This window comes from Caldicellulosiruptoraceae bacterium PP1 (genome assembly GCA_041320695.1).
Classification (GTDB): domain Bacteria; phylum Bacillota; class Thermoanaerobacteria; order Caldicellulosiruptorales; family Caldicellulosiruptoraceae; genus JBGGOQ01.
This window is the reverse complement of sequence record JBGGOQ010000019.1, coordinates 1-15,653: the sequence shown is the minus strand read 5'-3', so window position 1 is coordinate 15,653 and position 15,653 is coordinate 1. Positions and strand designations below refer to the sequence as shown.

Below are 15,653 nucleotides of genomic sequence, written 5' to 3'. Positions count from 1 at the left end.
GAAGAAACAGTCTCCATTGGCTCAAAGAATCCTACATATACGAACATTATACCTTAATATCATTTATAATGTTTTTATTATAATATATTAATGTAAATTTAAATTTATAAGGAAAAATAAATAACTACTTGATTTAATACATAAAAATCAAATATAATTTATATGTGATCAAAAATATATATCGTTCGCTTATAGCTAATAATTTAACATTGGAGGTATTTAAAATGAAGAGATTCAAATCAATTATCAGTATTTTACTTGCACTAATTTTTATCATTTCTTCTCTATTATCAGTATCTTTAGCAAATTCTTCTTCAAAAAAGACTAATTTTAAAATTGCACTTGTAACTGATATTGGTGGTGTTAATGACAGAAGCTTCAACCAATTAGCTTATGAAGGAATGAAAAGAGCTGAAAAGGATTTAAAAATTAAAGCAACTCTTATTCAATCAAAACAAATGACAGATTATATTCCAAACTTATCAAAATTAGCACGTGAAAATTATGATTTAATTATTGCTGTTGGATTTTTAATGCATGATGCCGTTGTTGAGGTTGCTCAAAAATATCCAAAAGCAAAATTCTTAATTATCGATTCTGATATCTCAAATATTAAAAATGTTGCTTCTGCTTTATTTAGAGAGGAGCAAGGTGGATATCTTGTTGGTAATGCTATAGCATTACTTGAAAAAGCTAAATTCGGCAAAACAACAGGAAAAAATACTTTTGGCGTTGTTGGAGGAATGGCAATTCCTCCAGTTAATAGGTATATTGCTGGATTTAAAGCTGGTGTATTGAATCAAATTCCAAATGCAAAAGTTATAATCAAATATACTGGGAAATTTGATGATCCAGCATCAGGTAAGGAAGTGGCATTAACTGAAATCTCTGAAGGTGCTGATTTTGTATATCAGGTAGCAGGACAATCAGGTATTGGTGTAATTAAAGCAGCTGAGGAAAAGGGAGTATACGCTGTTGGATGCGACGCTGATCAGAGTTATTTATCACCAAAAACAGTTTTGCTTTCATCACTAAAAAAGGTTGACGTTGCAACATATTCTGTTATTAAAGATACTTATCAAGGAAAATTCAAAAGTGGTATACATTACTTTGATGTTATGAATAATGGTGTTGGAATTTCATTCTCAAAGAGTATACCAAAGGATATTGTAAATAAGATAAATGATATAATAAAAAATATAAAAGCTGGAAAGGTAAAAATACCAACAGAGTTGAAATAGTTAATACAGTAATGGCTGCTCAAAATGGGCAGCCATTATATATATTAAAAGTAAAGGGGAAAGATTTATGTATTTTAAAAAAGTAATGGAATCTGTTCAATATTTAAAAAACAAAATTAATAAAATACCTGATATTGCTATAATATTAGGAAGTGGACTTGGTAATTTTGCTGAATACATAGAAGATAGAGTAATAATACCTTATTCAGAAATACCTAATTTTCCAAAATCAACAGCAAAAGGACATAAAGGGAATTTAATATGTGGACAATTGGAAAATCGCTATATAGCAGTATTTCAAGGCCGTTTTCATCTTTATGAAGGCTATTCAATTAATGATGTTGTAATTGGAATAAGAACAATTGGATTGTTAGGTGTTAATAAACTTATTGTTACTAATGCAGCAGGAGGAATATCAAGTAAATTAATGCCTGGGGATTTAATGATTATTAATGACCATATTAATCTTTCAAATGAAAATCCTGCTATAGGAAAAGATGCATTAGATTTTGGTGAAAGATTTTTTGATATGACTTATGCATATGATCAAGAACTTATAGAAAAAGCAAGAATAATTTACAATAAAAATAACATTGAATATAAGGAAGGAGTATATGCTTTTTTGAAAGGTCCATCTTTTGAAACTCCTGCAGAAATTAGAATGTTAAAAACTTTAGGTGCAGACGCTGTAGGTATGTCGACTGTACCAGAAGTTATTGCAGCAAGGCAGCTTAAGATGAGAGTACTTGGGATATCATGTATAACTAACATGGCTGCTGGTATACTTGATCAAATACTTACAGATAAAGAAGTTTTCGAAATAGCAAAGAAATCAGAAGGTATTTTTACAAAACTATTAAAAGAGATTATCGACATAATTTAAAATATGTATTTTCTCAATTTTACATTATTGAATAATTAAATACTATTAAATAATTGAAATAAACCGTAAAAATATCTATAATAATAGTAAAACATAATATGAGGTAGAAATTTTGGCATGGATGAAATAAAAAGAATAGAAGTAAAAATAGCTGGAATGAGCTATATGCTTAAAACTGATGAAGATGATGAATATATATTAAAACTATCAAATTATGTTAATAAAAAGATGAACGAAGTTATGAATTCAGAACCGAGATTATCAACAGCATTAATGGCCGTATTAGCCTCATTATTAATTGCTGATGAGTATTTTAAGCATTTAAATGAATGTAATGATAAGATTAATCAGATAGATAAACTATTAGAAGACAATATTAAAATTAAATGTGAAAACGAACAGATTGTTAATACATATAATTCTCAAATGAAAGAAAAAGAAGAATTAAATCAAAAATTATTAAATCAAATTGAGGAATATAAACAAAAAGTAGAAGAATTAAATAAAATAATAGATGAAAAAAATCAAGAAATAGATAGACTCAAAGACGAATTATTAACAACAAAAAAGGAACTGAATGATTTTATCAATACATTTGATGATAGATAATTTATAGGGGGAATTATCCCCTTTTTTTATTTAAAATATAAGGGTGATAAATATGAAAAAGATTGAACTCCTCTCACCAGCAGGAGGTATGGATGAATTAATAGCAGCAGTCAAAGCAGGAGCTGATACTGTATATATAGGATTATCGAATTTCTCAGCAAGGGCTAATGCAAAAAATTTTACAAAAGAAAACTTAATTGAAGCAATCAATTTTTGCCATTTACGTAAAAGAAAGATCTATCTTGCATTTAATACATTAATATTTAACGATGAAATAGAAAAAGCCATTGATTTAGTAAATTATGCTTATAATCAAGGAATAGATGGTATAATTGTTCAAGATTTAGGCATTAGCAAAATACTACTAAATAATGTACCAAATATCAACTTGCATGCTAGTACTCAAATGACTGTGCATAATTCCGAAGGTGTGAATTTATTAAAAGAATTAGGCTTTAAAAGAGTTGTTCTTGCAAGAGAATTAAGTTTAAATGAAATTAGAAATATAAAAAAAGAAACTGATATCGAATTGGAGATTTTTATTCACGGTGCATTATGTTTTTGTTACTCTGGACAATGTCTTTTTAGTAGTATTGTAGGGCAAAGAAGTGGTAATAGAGGCAAATGTGCTCAACCTTGTAGAATGAGATATCAAATACTTGATAATAATTTAAATAAAATTGATGATGGATTTTTACTTTCAACAAGAGATATATCATTATTAAATAGTTTGCCAGAGTTAATAAAAAGTGGTGTTGATTCATTAAAAATTGAAGGAAGAATGAAGGATAAATATTATGTATATACTGTTACATCTATATATCGTAAGTATATAGACATGTATTATAATTTTGGTGAAATAAATATTTCAAATGAAGATCGGAATAAACTTATGATAGTTTTTAATAGAGGGAATTTCTCAAATGGATATCTTTATAATAAGAAAATTGAAAATCTTTTATACAAAGAAGCACCAAATAATACAGGGCTTTATATTGGAGATTATGAAATTCTTGATAATAAGTTAATTTTTAATACGAATAAGAATCTAAATAATGGAGACATTATTGCTCTTAGAAATAATCAAAATGAAATTGTTATAGAAATAAACAATAATTTAAAAGGACTAAATAATAGTAAATATCATTGTGTTATTAATAAAGGTCGCTTTGCATTACTAAATCAAAAATTTAAAAAGGGAAAGATATTTTTAGTTAAAAGCTCAAATCTTATAAAACAAATAGAAGAGAACTTAGAAAAGCAAGATATTTCTATAAGTGTAGATTTTGATATTTTTATTAAATTAAATGAAAAAGTAAGATTGATTGCTAAATTTGATGATGTAACAATAGAAGTCATTGGTCAAGTAGTTCAAAAATCTGAAAAAGCAGAGTTAACTAAACAAAAGGTTGCAGAATCATTAAAAAAATTAGGAGATACAAATATTAAAGTAAGGAATATCAATATTCAACTTCAGGATAAAAGTTTTTTGAAAGTTTCAGAACTTAATCAATTAAGAAGGGAGGCAATTAATAAAATTTATCAAAGCATAATTTCAAAATATAAAAAAGACATTAAAATATCATTACCTGAAACTAATAAACAAATTATTAAAAGAGAACCAACTAAATGGTCTATTCTTGTTAACAATGAAAATGAACTTAGGACTGTATTAAATAAAACTAAAGGTATTGAAAATATAGATTATTATATACCATATAGTATTATTGAAAATCAACAACCAAATAATTTAAATATAATTGCCTATTTTGATAGAATTACAAAAGATAAGGAGATATTAGAAAAAATTCATAAGAAATTAACAGAATGTAATGTTAATCAAGTTTTAGTAAGAAATTTAGGGCAGTTAAAATTCTTTTTTGATTTAGGATATTCTATTTATGTAGATTATAGCTTAAACATTACTAATAATTATGCTGTTCAATTACTATCCAAGTATAATGTAAAAAGAATTTGCATACCGTTTGAGGTTTCAAAAAATAGATTAAATCATTTTAATGGGAATTTAGAGGTTGAATATATAGTTTTTTCAAGAATACCATTAATGGAGACTGAAATAGAATTATATAAATTAGGGAAATTTTTAAAAGATAGAAAAGATAATCTTTTCGAAATAGTAAAAACACAATATAATAGAACTGAGATATTAAATTGTAAAACTTTATTAATTAATGAAAAAGATATTAATACTAATGTGAAAAGATTAGATTTTAGCTTTACTAACAAAGAGCAGATTGAAATTATGATTGATTATTTTATTAATGATTTAGGATCTTTAGATGATTTATCACAATATACAAAAGGTCATTATGAAAGAGGAGAATATTTATGAAGAAATATTTTGAGAACAAGTTTATTAAAGTTGTTCTGTTTATTATCTTATTTGCGATATTTGTATACTCTATTTCATACCTTTCAATAGCAGGACACCAGTTTTTTAAATGGATAATTAAAGGATTTATTCCTGTTATTTTAGGGTTATTAATTGCTATGGTGTTTGAACCAATTGTTTTGTTTCTTGACAAACGAAAGATAAAAAGAGGAATAAGTGCTATTTTGCTTATAGTTCTTCTTAACGTTGTTGTTGTATTTTTACTTCTTGAAGGAATATTTATTTTGGTTGATGAATGCTCAAAAATAATTAGTGCTTTACAAAATATTGACTATGCTAATTTATATGATTATTTTAACAATCTGTTTAAAGGTTTTAAAACAGTATATACTGATTTACCAACACCAATAATTAATATTATTCAAAGCCTTGTTTCTGAATTAACAAATGCATTAAATCAGATTGCAACAATTGGATTAAATATTATTAAAGTAATCCCAGCAACATTAAAAGGAATCACAATTTGGTTTTTTTCATGTATTTCAGCCTTTTTCTTTATTAGAGATAGATTTAAAATAAGTAGATGGTTTATTGAAAACTTTAATGCACAGATTTACAAAGAAACTTCAGAAATTATTTTTAAGATTTTAAACTCAGTAATTGATTATGCAAAATCACAAATAATACTTTCAATAATGATGTTCTTATCAGGTTTTATTGGGTTATCATTAATAAAAGCCCCATATACTTTAATTATTAGCTTATTGTTAGGGATATTAAGCATAATACCAATTATTGGTTCAGGAATAATATTACTTCCTTGGATTGTATTTTCTTTTGTTGTTGGTAATAATGTATTTGCAGTAAAGTTATTAATAGTGTATCTTGTTGTTTTAGCCTTAAGAGAATTTGTTTCAATAAAAATTGTAGCAGTAAATGTTGGGATTTCAACCTTTACAACTTTAATATCAATATATGCAGGTGTTGAAATATTTGGAACATGGGGGTTTATAATTGGGCCTTTATTTGTAGTATTTTTAAAAGCAATTTTAGAATCAGGAATAATTATTGAATTTAGAAAAAAACTATTTAGTTCAAAGGAGTAAATCAAATGTATAAAGTTAAAGTAATTGAAAATGAAAAAATTAGTATACTTGATGTAGATCATAATGAAGATTTGTATACTATTTTATCTAGACATGGTTTTTCAATAAGTGCTACATGTGGTGGTAATGGAACTTGTGGAAAATGTAAAGTTATTATTGACAATCCAAAAGAACCAAATAATCATGAAAAAAAACTTCTTTCATCAGATGAATTAAAAAACAACATAAGATTAGCGTGCCTATATAATGTTGATAGTAATATTGAAGTAAAAATAATTAATAGCCAAAACAAAGCAAAAATAATGAAAAATATTTATAATAATAAGATTAATCTTAATAAATCTATAAAAATTAAAGAAATAGAGTTAGGTGATATCACCTTAAATGATCAAAGAAGTTTATCTCAGAGAATAATAGATAATATTGGAACAAACATTAATATTTCATTGCAAACTTTAGAAAAATTACTACATAATAAATTAAATAACTTTTATGTAGTGTATAATGAAAAAGAATTAATTGATATAAGACAAGTGAATAATTTATTTTCAATTGCTATAGATATTGGAACTACAACAGTTGTTATTTATTTACTTGATTTGTTAAAAGGTGAGATTGTTGATGCACAAGCTTTTTTAAATCCACAAAGAATTTATGGTGCAGATGTTATTACAAGAATTGACTTTTGCAATCAAAATGAAAATGGGGTTAATATTTTGAGTAAAACTTTAATTCAAAAAATAAATTCCGAATTAGAAATTCTTTTTAAACGAAATAAATTAAGCAGTGAAGATATTTATAAGGCTGTTATAGTTGGAAACACTACAATGTTGCATATATTGTTAAATATTAATCCTCATAGAATAGCTGTTGCACCTTTTGTGCCAATATTTACAAACAGAATAGTTGTTAAAGCAAACCAAATAAATTTAAATATAAATAATAATTCTGAAGTTATTATATGTGATTCAGTATCAGGTTATATAGGAGCCGATATTTTATCTGGCATTATTGCTACTGAGATTTATAAGCAAGAGAAATTTTCATTATTGCTTGATTTAGGGACAAATGGAGAGATGGTTTTAGGTAACCAAGATATTATATTATGTTGTTCAACTGCTACTGGCCCTGCTTTTGAAGGTGCGACTTTAAAATGTGGAATGAACGCATTAGATGGTGCTGTTGATTCAATTAGAATATTAAATAATGAAATTGAAGTTTCTACAATTGGTAATAAAAAAGCAATTGGAATATGTGGATCAGGAATTATTGCAATAATTGCTGAGTTACTTGAAAATGGGTATATCGATTTCACTGGAAAATTTGATGAAAACGCAATTGATAAAAATAATAAATTCTTTTCTGAAATTGATAATAAAATTGTATTTAAGATTACAGATGATGTATATGTTACACAACAGGATATTAGAGAAATTCAGTTAGCAAAGTCTGCAGTTTCGGCAGGTATCTTAACATTATTAGAAAATGCAAATATTACCTTTGATGATATAGAAAATGTATACTTAGCCGGTGGATTTGGGAATTTTATAAATCCATCTCATGCTGTAAAAATTGGGCTGATACCTGAACCCCTTAAAGATAAAGTAAAACCAGTTGGAAATACAGCGGGAAATGGAGCAATACTTGCTTCTTTTGATGATGACAAGTTGGCACTTTTTAATGATTTAAAAAATAATATAAAATATATTGAATTATCTAATTCACAAAGATTTAATGATTTATTTATTGAAAATATGCTTTTTGCTTAAAAAGGAGCAACATAAATGTTTGAAAATGTAAATATCAAAGAAAGAATAAAAATAACAATACTTGGAATTGTACTTATATTTTCTTTGTTCATATTACTATATGAAGAAAAAAGACATGCATTAACGCCTAATAATATAAAACATGTAGTTCTGAATTATGGTTATTGGGCCCCTATTATATTTTTGATAATATATTCTATAAAATCTTTTGTTGTTTTCATACCAGCTGGTGTATTTATGTTGGCAGCTGGACTTACATTTGGCACATTAAAAGGTGGTATTATACTAATAATTGGTACCCTTCTTTCATCAACAATTGGTTTTATTTTTTCTAGATATTTTGGTAAGGAATATATTCAAAAAAGGATTAACCAAAAAACTAGTGCCATTAGTGATTTAATAAAAAGCAAAGGTTTTTTAATTATTTTATTATTGAGATTGGTGCCTATATTACCATATGATGTAATAAATTATGCCTCAGGTGTATCAAAAATAAAATATAAAGATTTTATTTTAGCTACTTTTTTAGGAACAATACCTGCATGTTTTTTATATGCTTTTTTGGGTGAAAATATTCTTAAGCCATTTACTAGAAATTTTAATATTTCTTTAATTTCAGTGATTCTGCTTTCATTAGTTCCAATTATTTTTTCCAAAAAAATTAAAGACTCCTACGTTAATATATACAATTCATTAAAAGAAAACAATTTGAATAATAGTATAGAAGATGATAAAAAATAAAATAAAAAACTGATGAGGTTCTAATGAAAGCTTGGAAGATTGTTTATTTATTTTTTATGATTTTGTTTATAATTTATATGTCCTTATTTAATGATAAGAAAATTTTAAATGCTGTTAGCTTGTCGCCGATAGAAAATAAAGTTATTGTTATTGACCCTGGTCATGGTGGGATTGATCCAGGTGCTGTTGCAAATGGTATAAGAGAGTCTGATATAAACTTGCAAATTTCTAAAAAGCTGAAAGATTATTTTGAAGCTTTCGGCTTTGATGTTTTATTAACAAGATATACTGATCAAGGTCTTTATAACGGGAATGTAAAAAACAAAAAGAACCAAGATTTACTAAATAGAAAGAAAATTATAATAAATAACAATCCAATTATATTTTTATCTATCCATTTAAATAGTTTTCCAATTGCAAGATATTATGGTGCTCAGGTTTTTTATGAGAAAAATAATAATTATGGGAAACAATTAGCAGAAATAGTTCAAGAAGAGTTGCGATTTATTAATAAAAATAAAGTAAATAATAGACAAGCAAAAGAAATTAATATTTTCATACTTAAAAATATTAAAGTTCCAGCTATACTTGTTGAATGCGGCTTTATGTCCAACCATGAAGAATTAAATCTTCTTTGTAAAGAAGATTATCAAAACCAATTAGCATATTCTATTTTTAAGGGCTGCTTAAAATATTTAGAGAGTGTTAAGAAAGGAGAATTTAAGACAAATGAATAAGGTAAAAGAGTTAATTGATAATGAAATTGATCTTTTAAAACAAGAAATAATTAATTCAACAGTTGAATTGATAAAAATTAAAAGTGTTCAAGATTTAGCAAAAGAAAATAAACCATTTGGTGAAGGTGTTGGGTTAGCATTAGATTACTGTTACAATTTATCAAAAAAATTAGGATTTGAGGCAAATAACTTGGACGGGTATGCAGTAGATGGAAGATATAATGTATCTAATGAAGATGTAAGTGTAATAGGTCATATTGATGTAGTACCAGAAGGAGACAATTGGATATATCCGCCTTATGAGGGATTAATTGTTGACAATAAAATTTATGGGCGTGGATCAATTGATGATAAAGGACCTACAATTGCTGCTTTATATGGGATGTATGTTGTTAAAAAACTGCATCAAGAGAAAAAAATCTCACTTGGAAGATCTTTAAGGTTTATTTTTGGCGGTAATGAAGAAAGTGGTTCAAAATGTCTTGAGTATTATTTTCAACACGAAAAATATCCAACAATAGGGTTCACTCCAGATGCTGATTTCCCGGTTATTCAAGGAGAAAAGGGTTTGATGATTTTCCAAATTTCTATGCCAATTTCTGAAGATTTTGTATTAATTGGTGGCGAAAGGCCTAATATGGTACCAGATAAGTGTTTTTTTAAAGCAATTATGGATAAAAATGAAATTGATAATATAATTAGACAAAAGCAACTTAATGAAAAAGTAGAGGTAAAAGAAAATGGAAAATTTACTGAAATTATCACAAAAGGGGTATCAGCTCATGGGAGTTTACCTTTTAAAGGTATTAATGCAATATCAATTATGTTAGATATATTAAATAGTTGTTCTATAAGCCCACAGTTAAAAAAATTTACTGAGTTCTACAATACATATATCGGCTATGATGTATTTGGAAAAGGTCTTGGTATAAATTTTGAAGACAAAAAATCTGGCCAACTTGTTTTTAATGTTGGCATGATTGAGAAAAAAGAAAATCAATTAATTTTAACAGTTAATATTAGATATCCAATTGATACAAAATCCGATGAAATAATTTCTAAAATAAAAAAAATAACTAATAAATACTATATGGAATTTACTTTACTGAGTGATGTACCACCATTATATGTGGAAAGAGATCATTTTTTAGTTTCAACATTAATGAATGTTTATAAACTGTATACTAATAATAACCAAGAACCTCTTGTTATAGGTGGAGGAACTTATGCTCGTAGTGCCAAAAATGTATTAGCCTTTGGTCCTAATATGCCAGGTGATGAAGAAATAGCTCATCAAAGCAATGAATATATCTCAATTGATAGATTATTACTTTGTGCTAAAATATATGGATATGCAATTTATAAACTAGCCTTAGGTCAAGAGCTATAACTTTAACAGTCCTAATAATATTATTATTAGACCGGGTATTATTGATAATACTCGGTTTTTATTTTTTATTTTAATTTTACTGCCTATTTTATTACCGATTGTTATAAAGGCATACTGAAAAACTGGTATTAAAATTGGTATTATTATAGAGATTTTCTTTGATAAACTTAGGCTAAATGATACAGATAAAGCATCAAGCGATAAAGCAATCGACATTAATAATGCTTCAAAAGGCTCAATTATTCCAGAATTATTTATGTCAGATGTTGAAGGCTCTTTTATTATTTTAATTGTAATTTCAATGTATTTTATAGTAATGTTTAAAACAGTTTTATTATTTTTGTTATCAATTAATGTTTTTAAAATAATAAATGATCCTAAAAACACAAGTAAAATACTACCAATAATATTAGAAAGAGTTATGCTAAATATTTTTGATAATATATTTCCAAATAAATATGAAGAAAGAGAGAGTATGAATGATACCAAAAAAATTATTATTTTTGATTTATATATGATTTTTATTTTTCTTAATCCAAAGTTAATGCCAAAAAAAAGAGCATCAATATTTAATGAAAACAAAAGAAGTATTAATAATATAATATTCATTAATTTTTCGCATTTTTAAGTTCTAATTTTATTATATGAAATAAAAATTTTTATGACATAAAACAAATTAATTATATGTTACGTTATAATAAATATAGTAATAAAAAGAGAGTGATGCAAGTTAAAGGAGTTTTGAATAAATGGACGAAAAAGAGTTAGTTGAAAAAGCAAAAAATGACAAAGCTGCCTTTGAGCAACTTTATGAAATATATTTTGATAGAATTTATAAGTATATTTATCATAAAACATTTAATCAACATGTTACTGAGGATTTAACTTCAGAAACCTTTTTTAAGATATTACATAATATTAATAAATATACTGCTAAAGATGGTATTCCTTTTTCAGCATGGATATTTAAAATTGCTTCTAATGTAGTTAATGATTATTATAGAAAGAAAAAAAATCACATAAATATTGATAGTTTATCCTTCGAATACGACCATAATAATCAGCCCCAAGATATTGCAATTGAAAACTCACAAAAAAAAATATTAAATGAAGCATTACAGAAACTAACTCCAGAACAAAGAGAAGTAGTTATTTTAAGATATGCTGGTGAAATGAAACTAAATGAAATAGCAAAATTAAAGAATAAAAGCGATGTAGCAATACGGGGTTTGTTTTTTAGAGCAATAAATAGTTTAAGGGATATATTAATAAAAGAGGTGCAACTTGATGAACAAACAAAACGATGATAAGCTTTTTACTCAGTTATTTGATGTTGAATATTCTGGGCATTACAAGACTGAATTAAAAAACAAACTATTAGAGCAATATTCTAAAAAGAGAAGAAAAAATGTAAATATATATTATTCATTAATAGCAGCTTGCTTTCTTATTTTAATATCTCTTATTATTGCTAATTATAAGGGAAATATTATTCAAAGTAATATTTCATCAAATAAAATTGTATTTAACAATAATAAAAATCAAAAATTAGCCATTCTTAATGAGAATTTTAAGAATAGTAAATCTCAAAAAAGTGAAAGTAGTCAATCAGTAAAAGAAGATAATAAAGTTTTAAATAAAATCGATAATGATGAAAAGGGGAAAGATGTTAAGATTAATGAAGACCAAAACAAAGGTAATTTTAAAGCAAAGAATAATATTACAGATACTACTAAAGTGAAAACTGAAAGCAAAAAGATTATTATTGTTAAAAATGATGTTCCTTTAATGAAAAAAAATAAGGTAAATGATAAGGTTAATCATAATACAGTTAAAAAGACCGACGAAAAAGAATTGGTTAAAAAAGAAAATAATGACAAAAGAAAATTAAAAATAGAAAGTAATGATACTGATGAAAATAGTGAAATGACATTATTTACATTAACAGTTCCAAATCAAGCGTATAATGAAAAAAATTACAATAACCAAACTGTTTCTAATACTACTTATAATGAAATATACAGCTCAATTTTAGAAGGCACATATAAAATTGATTTTTTAAATGTATTTAAAGAAATTTTTAGTATTGAAATAAATGAGTCAGTTTATTCATCAGTTTATGAACAAGTGTATATAGAGGTTTATGGATATAAGATAACATACAACAATGGAACAATAGATATAGAGAGAATAACCGATAACAATAATTTATTTATTGATCATAAAAAAGCTGAAGATATAGTAAAAAGATTAGTTCCTTATGAATTTAAATTAATCGAAAACAATGGGAAAGTTGATATTATAGAATATTTTGATAATATAAAAGTTGAAAGGGACTATGGATTTTTGAAATTTAATGAAAATATTTTACAAAATGCAGAGATAATGATTCATAATTATATTGTAAATCAACCTTCAAATAAATTTAATATAGACAAAATAGAAGATTATTTGATTTCTGAATATAATATAACGTCATATAATAGAGCTAATCTGAATTTTATATACAAAAAAATAGGTCAGAGATTTATATTATCAGCTAATTATAAAGATGGTGAGAATAATTACTTTATTGAAAATATGGAAAGTAAAATTATAAAATGATATAATTATATAAACATTATTTGTTTGGGGGTTTTATATATGAACCTTGAATTAAAAGAACTGACTGAAAATAACGATGTTATTATTCAATTAAAAGGAGAAATTGACATATTTTCATCACCAGCGTTAAAGGAAAAATTATACGAAGTTATTGATGCATCAAGTAAAGATATTTCAATTAATATGAAAGAAGTAACATATATTGATTCAACAGGATTAGGAGTATTTGTAGGGGCATTAAAAAAAGCAAAACAAAAGGATATAAATATTATTCTAAAAGATATGAAGCCCAATGTTAAAAAAATATTTAAAATTACTGGTTTAGATAAAGTTTTTCCAGTTGAATAGGAGGTTCTTTATTTACTATGAATATAATAAAACTAAGTATTCCTCCAAAAGCTGAATATATTATGATAGCAAGATTAACTACTTCTGGAGTTGCAGCTAGATTAAATTTTGACTTTGAAGATATTGAAGATATTAAGATGGCTATATCTGAAGTATTAAATATGTTTGATCTTTCTAAATTATTTGATGAGATACATATAACATATAAGCTTCAAAATAGTTTTTTAGATATAGAATTATTTATTCCAGCATATGAAATGATAGATAATGATTTTGCAGAAATTATTTTAAAATCAATAATAGATGATGTAATATTTACTAAAGAACCTAATGGGTATTGTGTTAAATTAAAAAAACATCATCAAGGAGTTTGAATTTGATGATAAATGAAAATAATATTTACATTGATGATACAGAAGAACTTTTCTTAGAATATCAAAAGAATAAAAGTGTTGAACTAAGGAATGAACTAGTAAATAGACATCTCTATATTGCAGAGATAATTGCAAAAAAGTTTCTAAATAGAGGAATTGAGTATGATGATTTATATCAGGTTGCATGTGTTGCGTTAATTAATGCTGTTGAAAGATTTGAACCGAATAAAGGATACAAATTTACAAGCTTTGCTACTCCTACAATTATGGGAGAAATAAAAAGATTTTTTAGAGATAAAGCAGGGGTTATTAGATTACCTAGAAGGATATATGAAACAAGTGTAAAAATAAAAATGGCGACAGAGGAGCTATCACATAAATTAAAACGACCTCCTAAAGTTGACGAAATTGCAGAACATATTGGTATAAGTGTTGAAGAAGTTTTAGAAATAATTGAAGCTTCAAATTCCTATATACCTCAGTCACTAGAACAGACAGTTTATGAAGATGATGAAATTACTCTCGCTGATGTTTTAGGAAAACAAGATGAAGGATTATTAAAAATTGAAAATAACGAAATGATAAAAAAAGGCTTAGATAAATTAAGTGAAATAGAAAAGGCTTTCGTAGTAAAAAGATATTATGAAGAGAAAACACAAAAAGAAATAGCAAATGAGCTTAATGTTTCACAAATGTATGTATCTAGACTAGAAAAGAGAGTAATTAAGAGACTGAAAGATATATTAACTAAAACTAACAATTTTGAAAATATTAATCAAACAATAAAAACGGGATAAGCAAATAACATAGATGATAGATATTTATTGACTTTTTAATTACCCTTTGTTATACTATATTATGCTGATAATATGCCGAAGTGGTGGAATTGGCAGACGCGCTGGACTCAAAATCCAGTGGGCTCAAAACCCGTGCGGGTTCGACTCCCGCCTTCGGCACCATAATTTTGGAAAAACAGCCGTGAAGAATATTTCACGGCTTTTATTTTAATGCCTTACAAGTGTTTGGTGTTTTGTTCTACCAATATTAACATTATCCTCTAATCTATTTCTTAGACTATTTATTTGATGACCTGCTGTTTCATAATGATAATTTTCAACTTCAATTCCATTCATTAAAATTATTCTTGTTTTGGTATATGGATATACATCAATATTTTGTCTGATATAATAAAAAATATTATTATTAATAAGTATTTATATAATTTAAAGATAATAAAATTAATTGTGAAACAATAACTTAATTACATTAAAATAAATGTATTTTTAAAAATATAATTATGATTTTGAAGTTCTTTAGCAAAAATATATAAAAATAATATTAAATTTTGGTTAATCATTAATTGACTTTATTTAGAAGTAGTTATATTATATATTTAAACACGCGTTTATAGGGTGAAATAAACAACTTTTATAAACATATAAATATCTATAAATATCTATAAAAATCTATTGAATACCTTGCATATTTTGGTGATAAT

The 15,653-nt window shown here is 25.5% G+C and carries 16 protein-coding genes and 1 tRNA gene; 15 read left to right on the top strand and 2 right to left on the bottom strand.

Annotated elements, in window-relative coordinates:
• Positions 1–224 precede the first annotated feature (224 nt).
• The 9 genes from ACAG39_12020 (at position 225) to pepV (ending at position 10,829) form a co-directional block, all read left to right on the top strand.
• Complete coding sequence (locus tag ACAG39_12020; protein ID MEZ0537953.1) at positions 225–1,241, top strand: BMP family protein; 1,017 nt, start codon at positions 225–227, stop codon at positions 1,239–1,241.
• Between the two features lie 67 nt (positions 1,242–1,308).
• Positions 1,309–2,124, top strand: coding sequence for a purine-nucleoside phosphorylase (locus ACAG39_12015; protein ID MEZ0537952.1), 816 nt, complete (start codon positions 1,309–1,311; stop codon positions 2,122–2,124).
• A gap of 117 nt (positions 2,125–2,241) precedes the next feature.
• Positions 2,242–2,733 (top strand): cell division protein ZapA, encoded by a 492-nt coding sequence (gene zapA, locus ACAG39_12010; GenBank protein MEZ0537951.1) that lies wholly within the window; start codon positions 2,242–2,244, stop codon positions 2,731–2,733.
• Between the two features lie 52 nt (positions 2,734–2,785).
• Positions 2,786–5,086: a U32 family peptidase gene (locus ACAG39_12005; protein MEZ0537950.1), complete on the top strand. Its 2,301-nt coding sequence runs from the start codon at positions 2,786–2,788 to the stop codon at positions 5,084–5,086.
• Positions 5,083–6,192, top strand: coding sequence for a sporulation integral membrane protein YtvI (gene ytvI / locus ACAG39_12000; GenBank protein ID MEZ0537949.1), 1,110 nt, complete (start codon positions 5,083–5,085; stop codon positions 6,190–6,192). Before ACAG39_12005 ends, ytvI begins: the two co-directional genes overlap by 4 nt.
• A gap of 5 nt (positions 6,193–6,197) precedes the next feature.
• Positions 6,198–7,961, top strand: coding sequence for an ASKHA domain-containing protein (locus ACAG39_11995; GenBank protein MEZ0537948.1), 1,764 nt, complete (start codon positions 6,198–6,200; stop codon positions 7,959–7,961).
• A gap of 15 nt (positions 7,962–7,976) precedes the next feature.
• Positions 7,977–8,702 carry a TVP38/TMEM64 family protein gene (locus ACAG39_11990; protein MEZ0537947.1) on the top strand — a complete coding sequence of 242 codons (726 nt, stop codon included), beginning with the start codon at positions 7,977–7,979 and terminating at the stop codon, positions 8,700–8,702.
• Positions 8,703–8,725: 23 nt separating this feature from the next.
• The gene (locus tag ACAG39_11985; protein MEZ0537946.1) at positions 8,726–9,439 is read left to right on the top strand and encodes an N-acetylmuramoyl-L-alanine amidase; all 714 of its coding nucleotides are present in this window, start codon (positions 8,726–8,728) and stop codon (positions 9,437–9,439) included.
• Positions 9,432–10,829 carry a dipeptidase PepV gene (gene pepV / locus ACAG39_11980; protein ID MEZ0537945.1) on the top strand — a complete coding sequence of 466 codons (1,398 nt, stop codon included), beginning with the start codon at positions 9,432–9,434 and terminating at the stop codon, positions 10,827–10,829. Before ACAG39_11985 ends, pepV begins: the two co-directional genes overlap by 8 nt.
• On the opposite strand, the gene ACAG39_11975 is transcribed toward pepV, so the two are convergent.
• The gene (locus ACAG39_11975) at positions 10,824–11,438 is read right to left on the bottom strand and encodes a manganese efflux pump (protein MEZ0537944.1); all 615 of its coding nucleotides are present in this window, start codon (positions 11,436–11,438) and stop codon (positions 10,824–10,826) included. The two genes, pepV and ACAG39_11975, sit on opposite strands and share 6 nt — an antisense overlap.
• A gap of 140 nt (positions 11,439–11,578) precedes the next feature.
• Here ACAG39_11975 and ACAG39_11970 point away from each other — a divergent pair, with 140 nt between their 5' ends.
• The 6 genes from ACAG39_11970 (at position 11,579) to ACAG39_11945 (ending at position 15,114) form a co-directional block, all read left to right on the top strand.
• Positions 11,579–12,136 (top strand): RNA polymerase sigma factor, encoded by a 558-nt coding sequence (locus tag ACAG39_11970; GenBank protein MEZ0537943.1) that lies wholly within the window; start codon positions 11,579–11,581, stop codon positions 12,134–12,136.
• Positions 12,117–13,433 (top strand): hypothetical protein, encoded by a 1,317-nt coding sequence (locus tag ACAG39_11965; protein MEZ0537942.1) that lies wholly within the window; start codon positions 12,117–12,119, stop codon positions 13,431–13,433. The genes ACAG39_11970 and ACAG39_11965 overlap by 20 nt, the downstream gene beginning before the upstream one ends.
• Positions 13,434–13,472: 39 nt before the next feature.
• On the top strand, positions 13,473–13,781 hold the full coding sequence (locus ACAG39_11960; GenBank protein ID MEZ0537941.1) for an STAS domain-containing protein: 309 nt from the start codon (positions 13,473–13,475) through the stop codon (positions 13,779–13,781).
• A gap of 17 nt (positions 13,782–13,798) precedes the next feature.
• Positions 13,799–14,155, top strand: coding sequence for an anti-sigma regulatory factor (locus ACAG39_11955; protein MEZ0537940.1), 357 nt, complete (start codon positions 13,799–13,801; stop codon positions 14,153–14,155).
• A 5-nt stretch (positions 14,156–14,160) separates the two neighbouring features.
• Positions 14,161–14,952: a SigB/SigF/SigG family RNA polymerase sigma factor gene (locus tag ACAG39_11950; protein MEZ0537939.1), complete on the top strand. Its 792-nt coding sequence runs from the start codon at positions 14,161–14,163 to the stop codon at positions 14,950–14,952.
• A gap of 74 nt (positions 14,953–15,026) precedes the next feature.
• Positions 15,027–15,114, top strand: a tRNA-Leu gene (locus ACAG39_11945).
• 45 nt (positions 15,115–15,159) lie between these two features.
• Here the strand turns inward: ACAG39_11945 and ACAG39_11940 are convergent.
• The gene (locus ACAG39_11940) at positions 15,160–15,288 is read right to left on the bottom strand and encodes a hypothetical protein (protein MEZ0537938.1); all 129 of its coding nucleotides are present in this window, start codon (positions 15,286–15,288) and stop codon (positions 15,160–15,162) included.
• Positions 15,289–15,653: the final 365 nt, after the last annotated feature.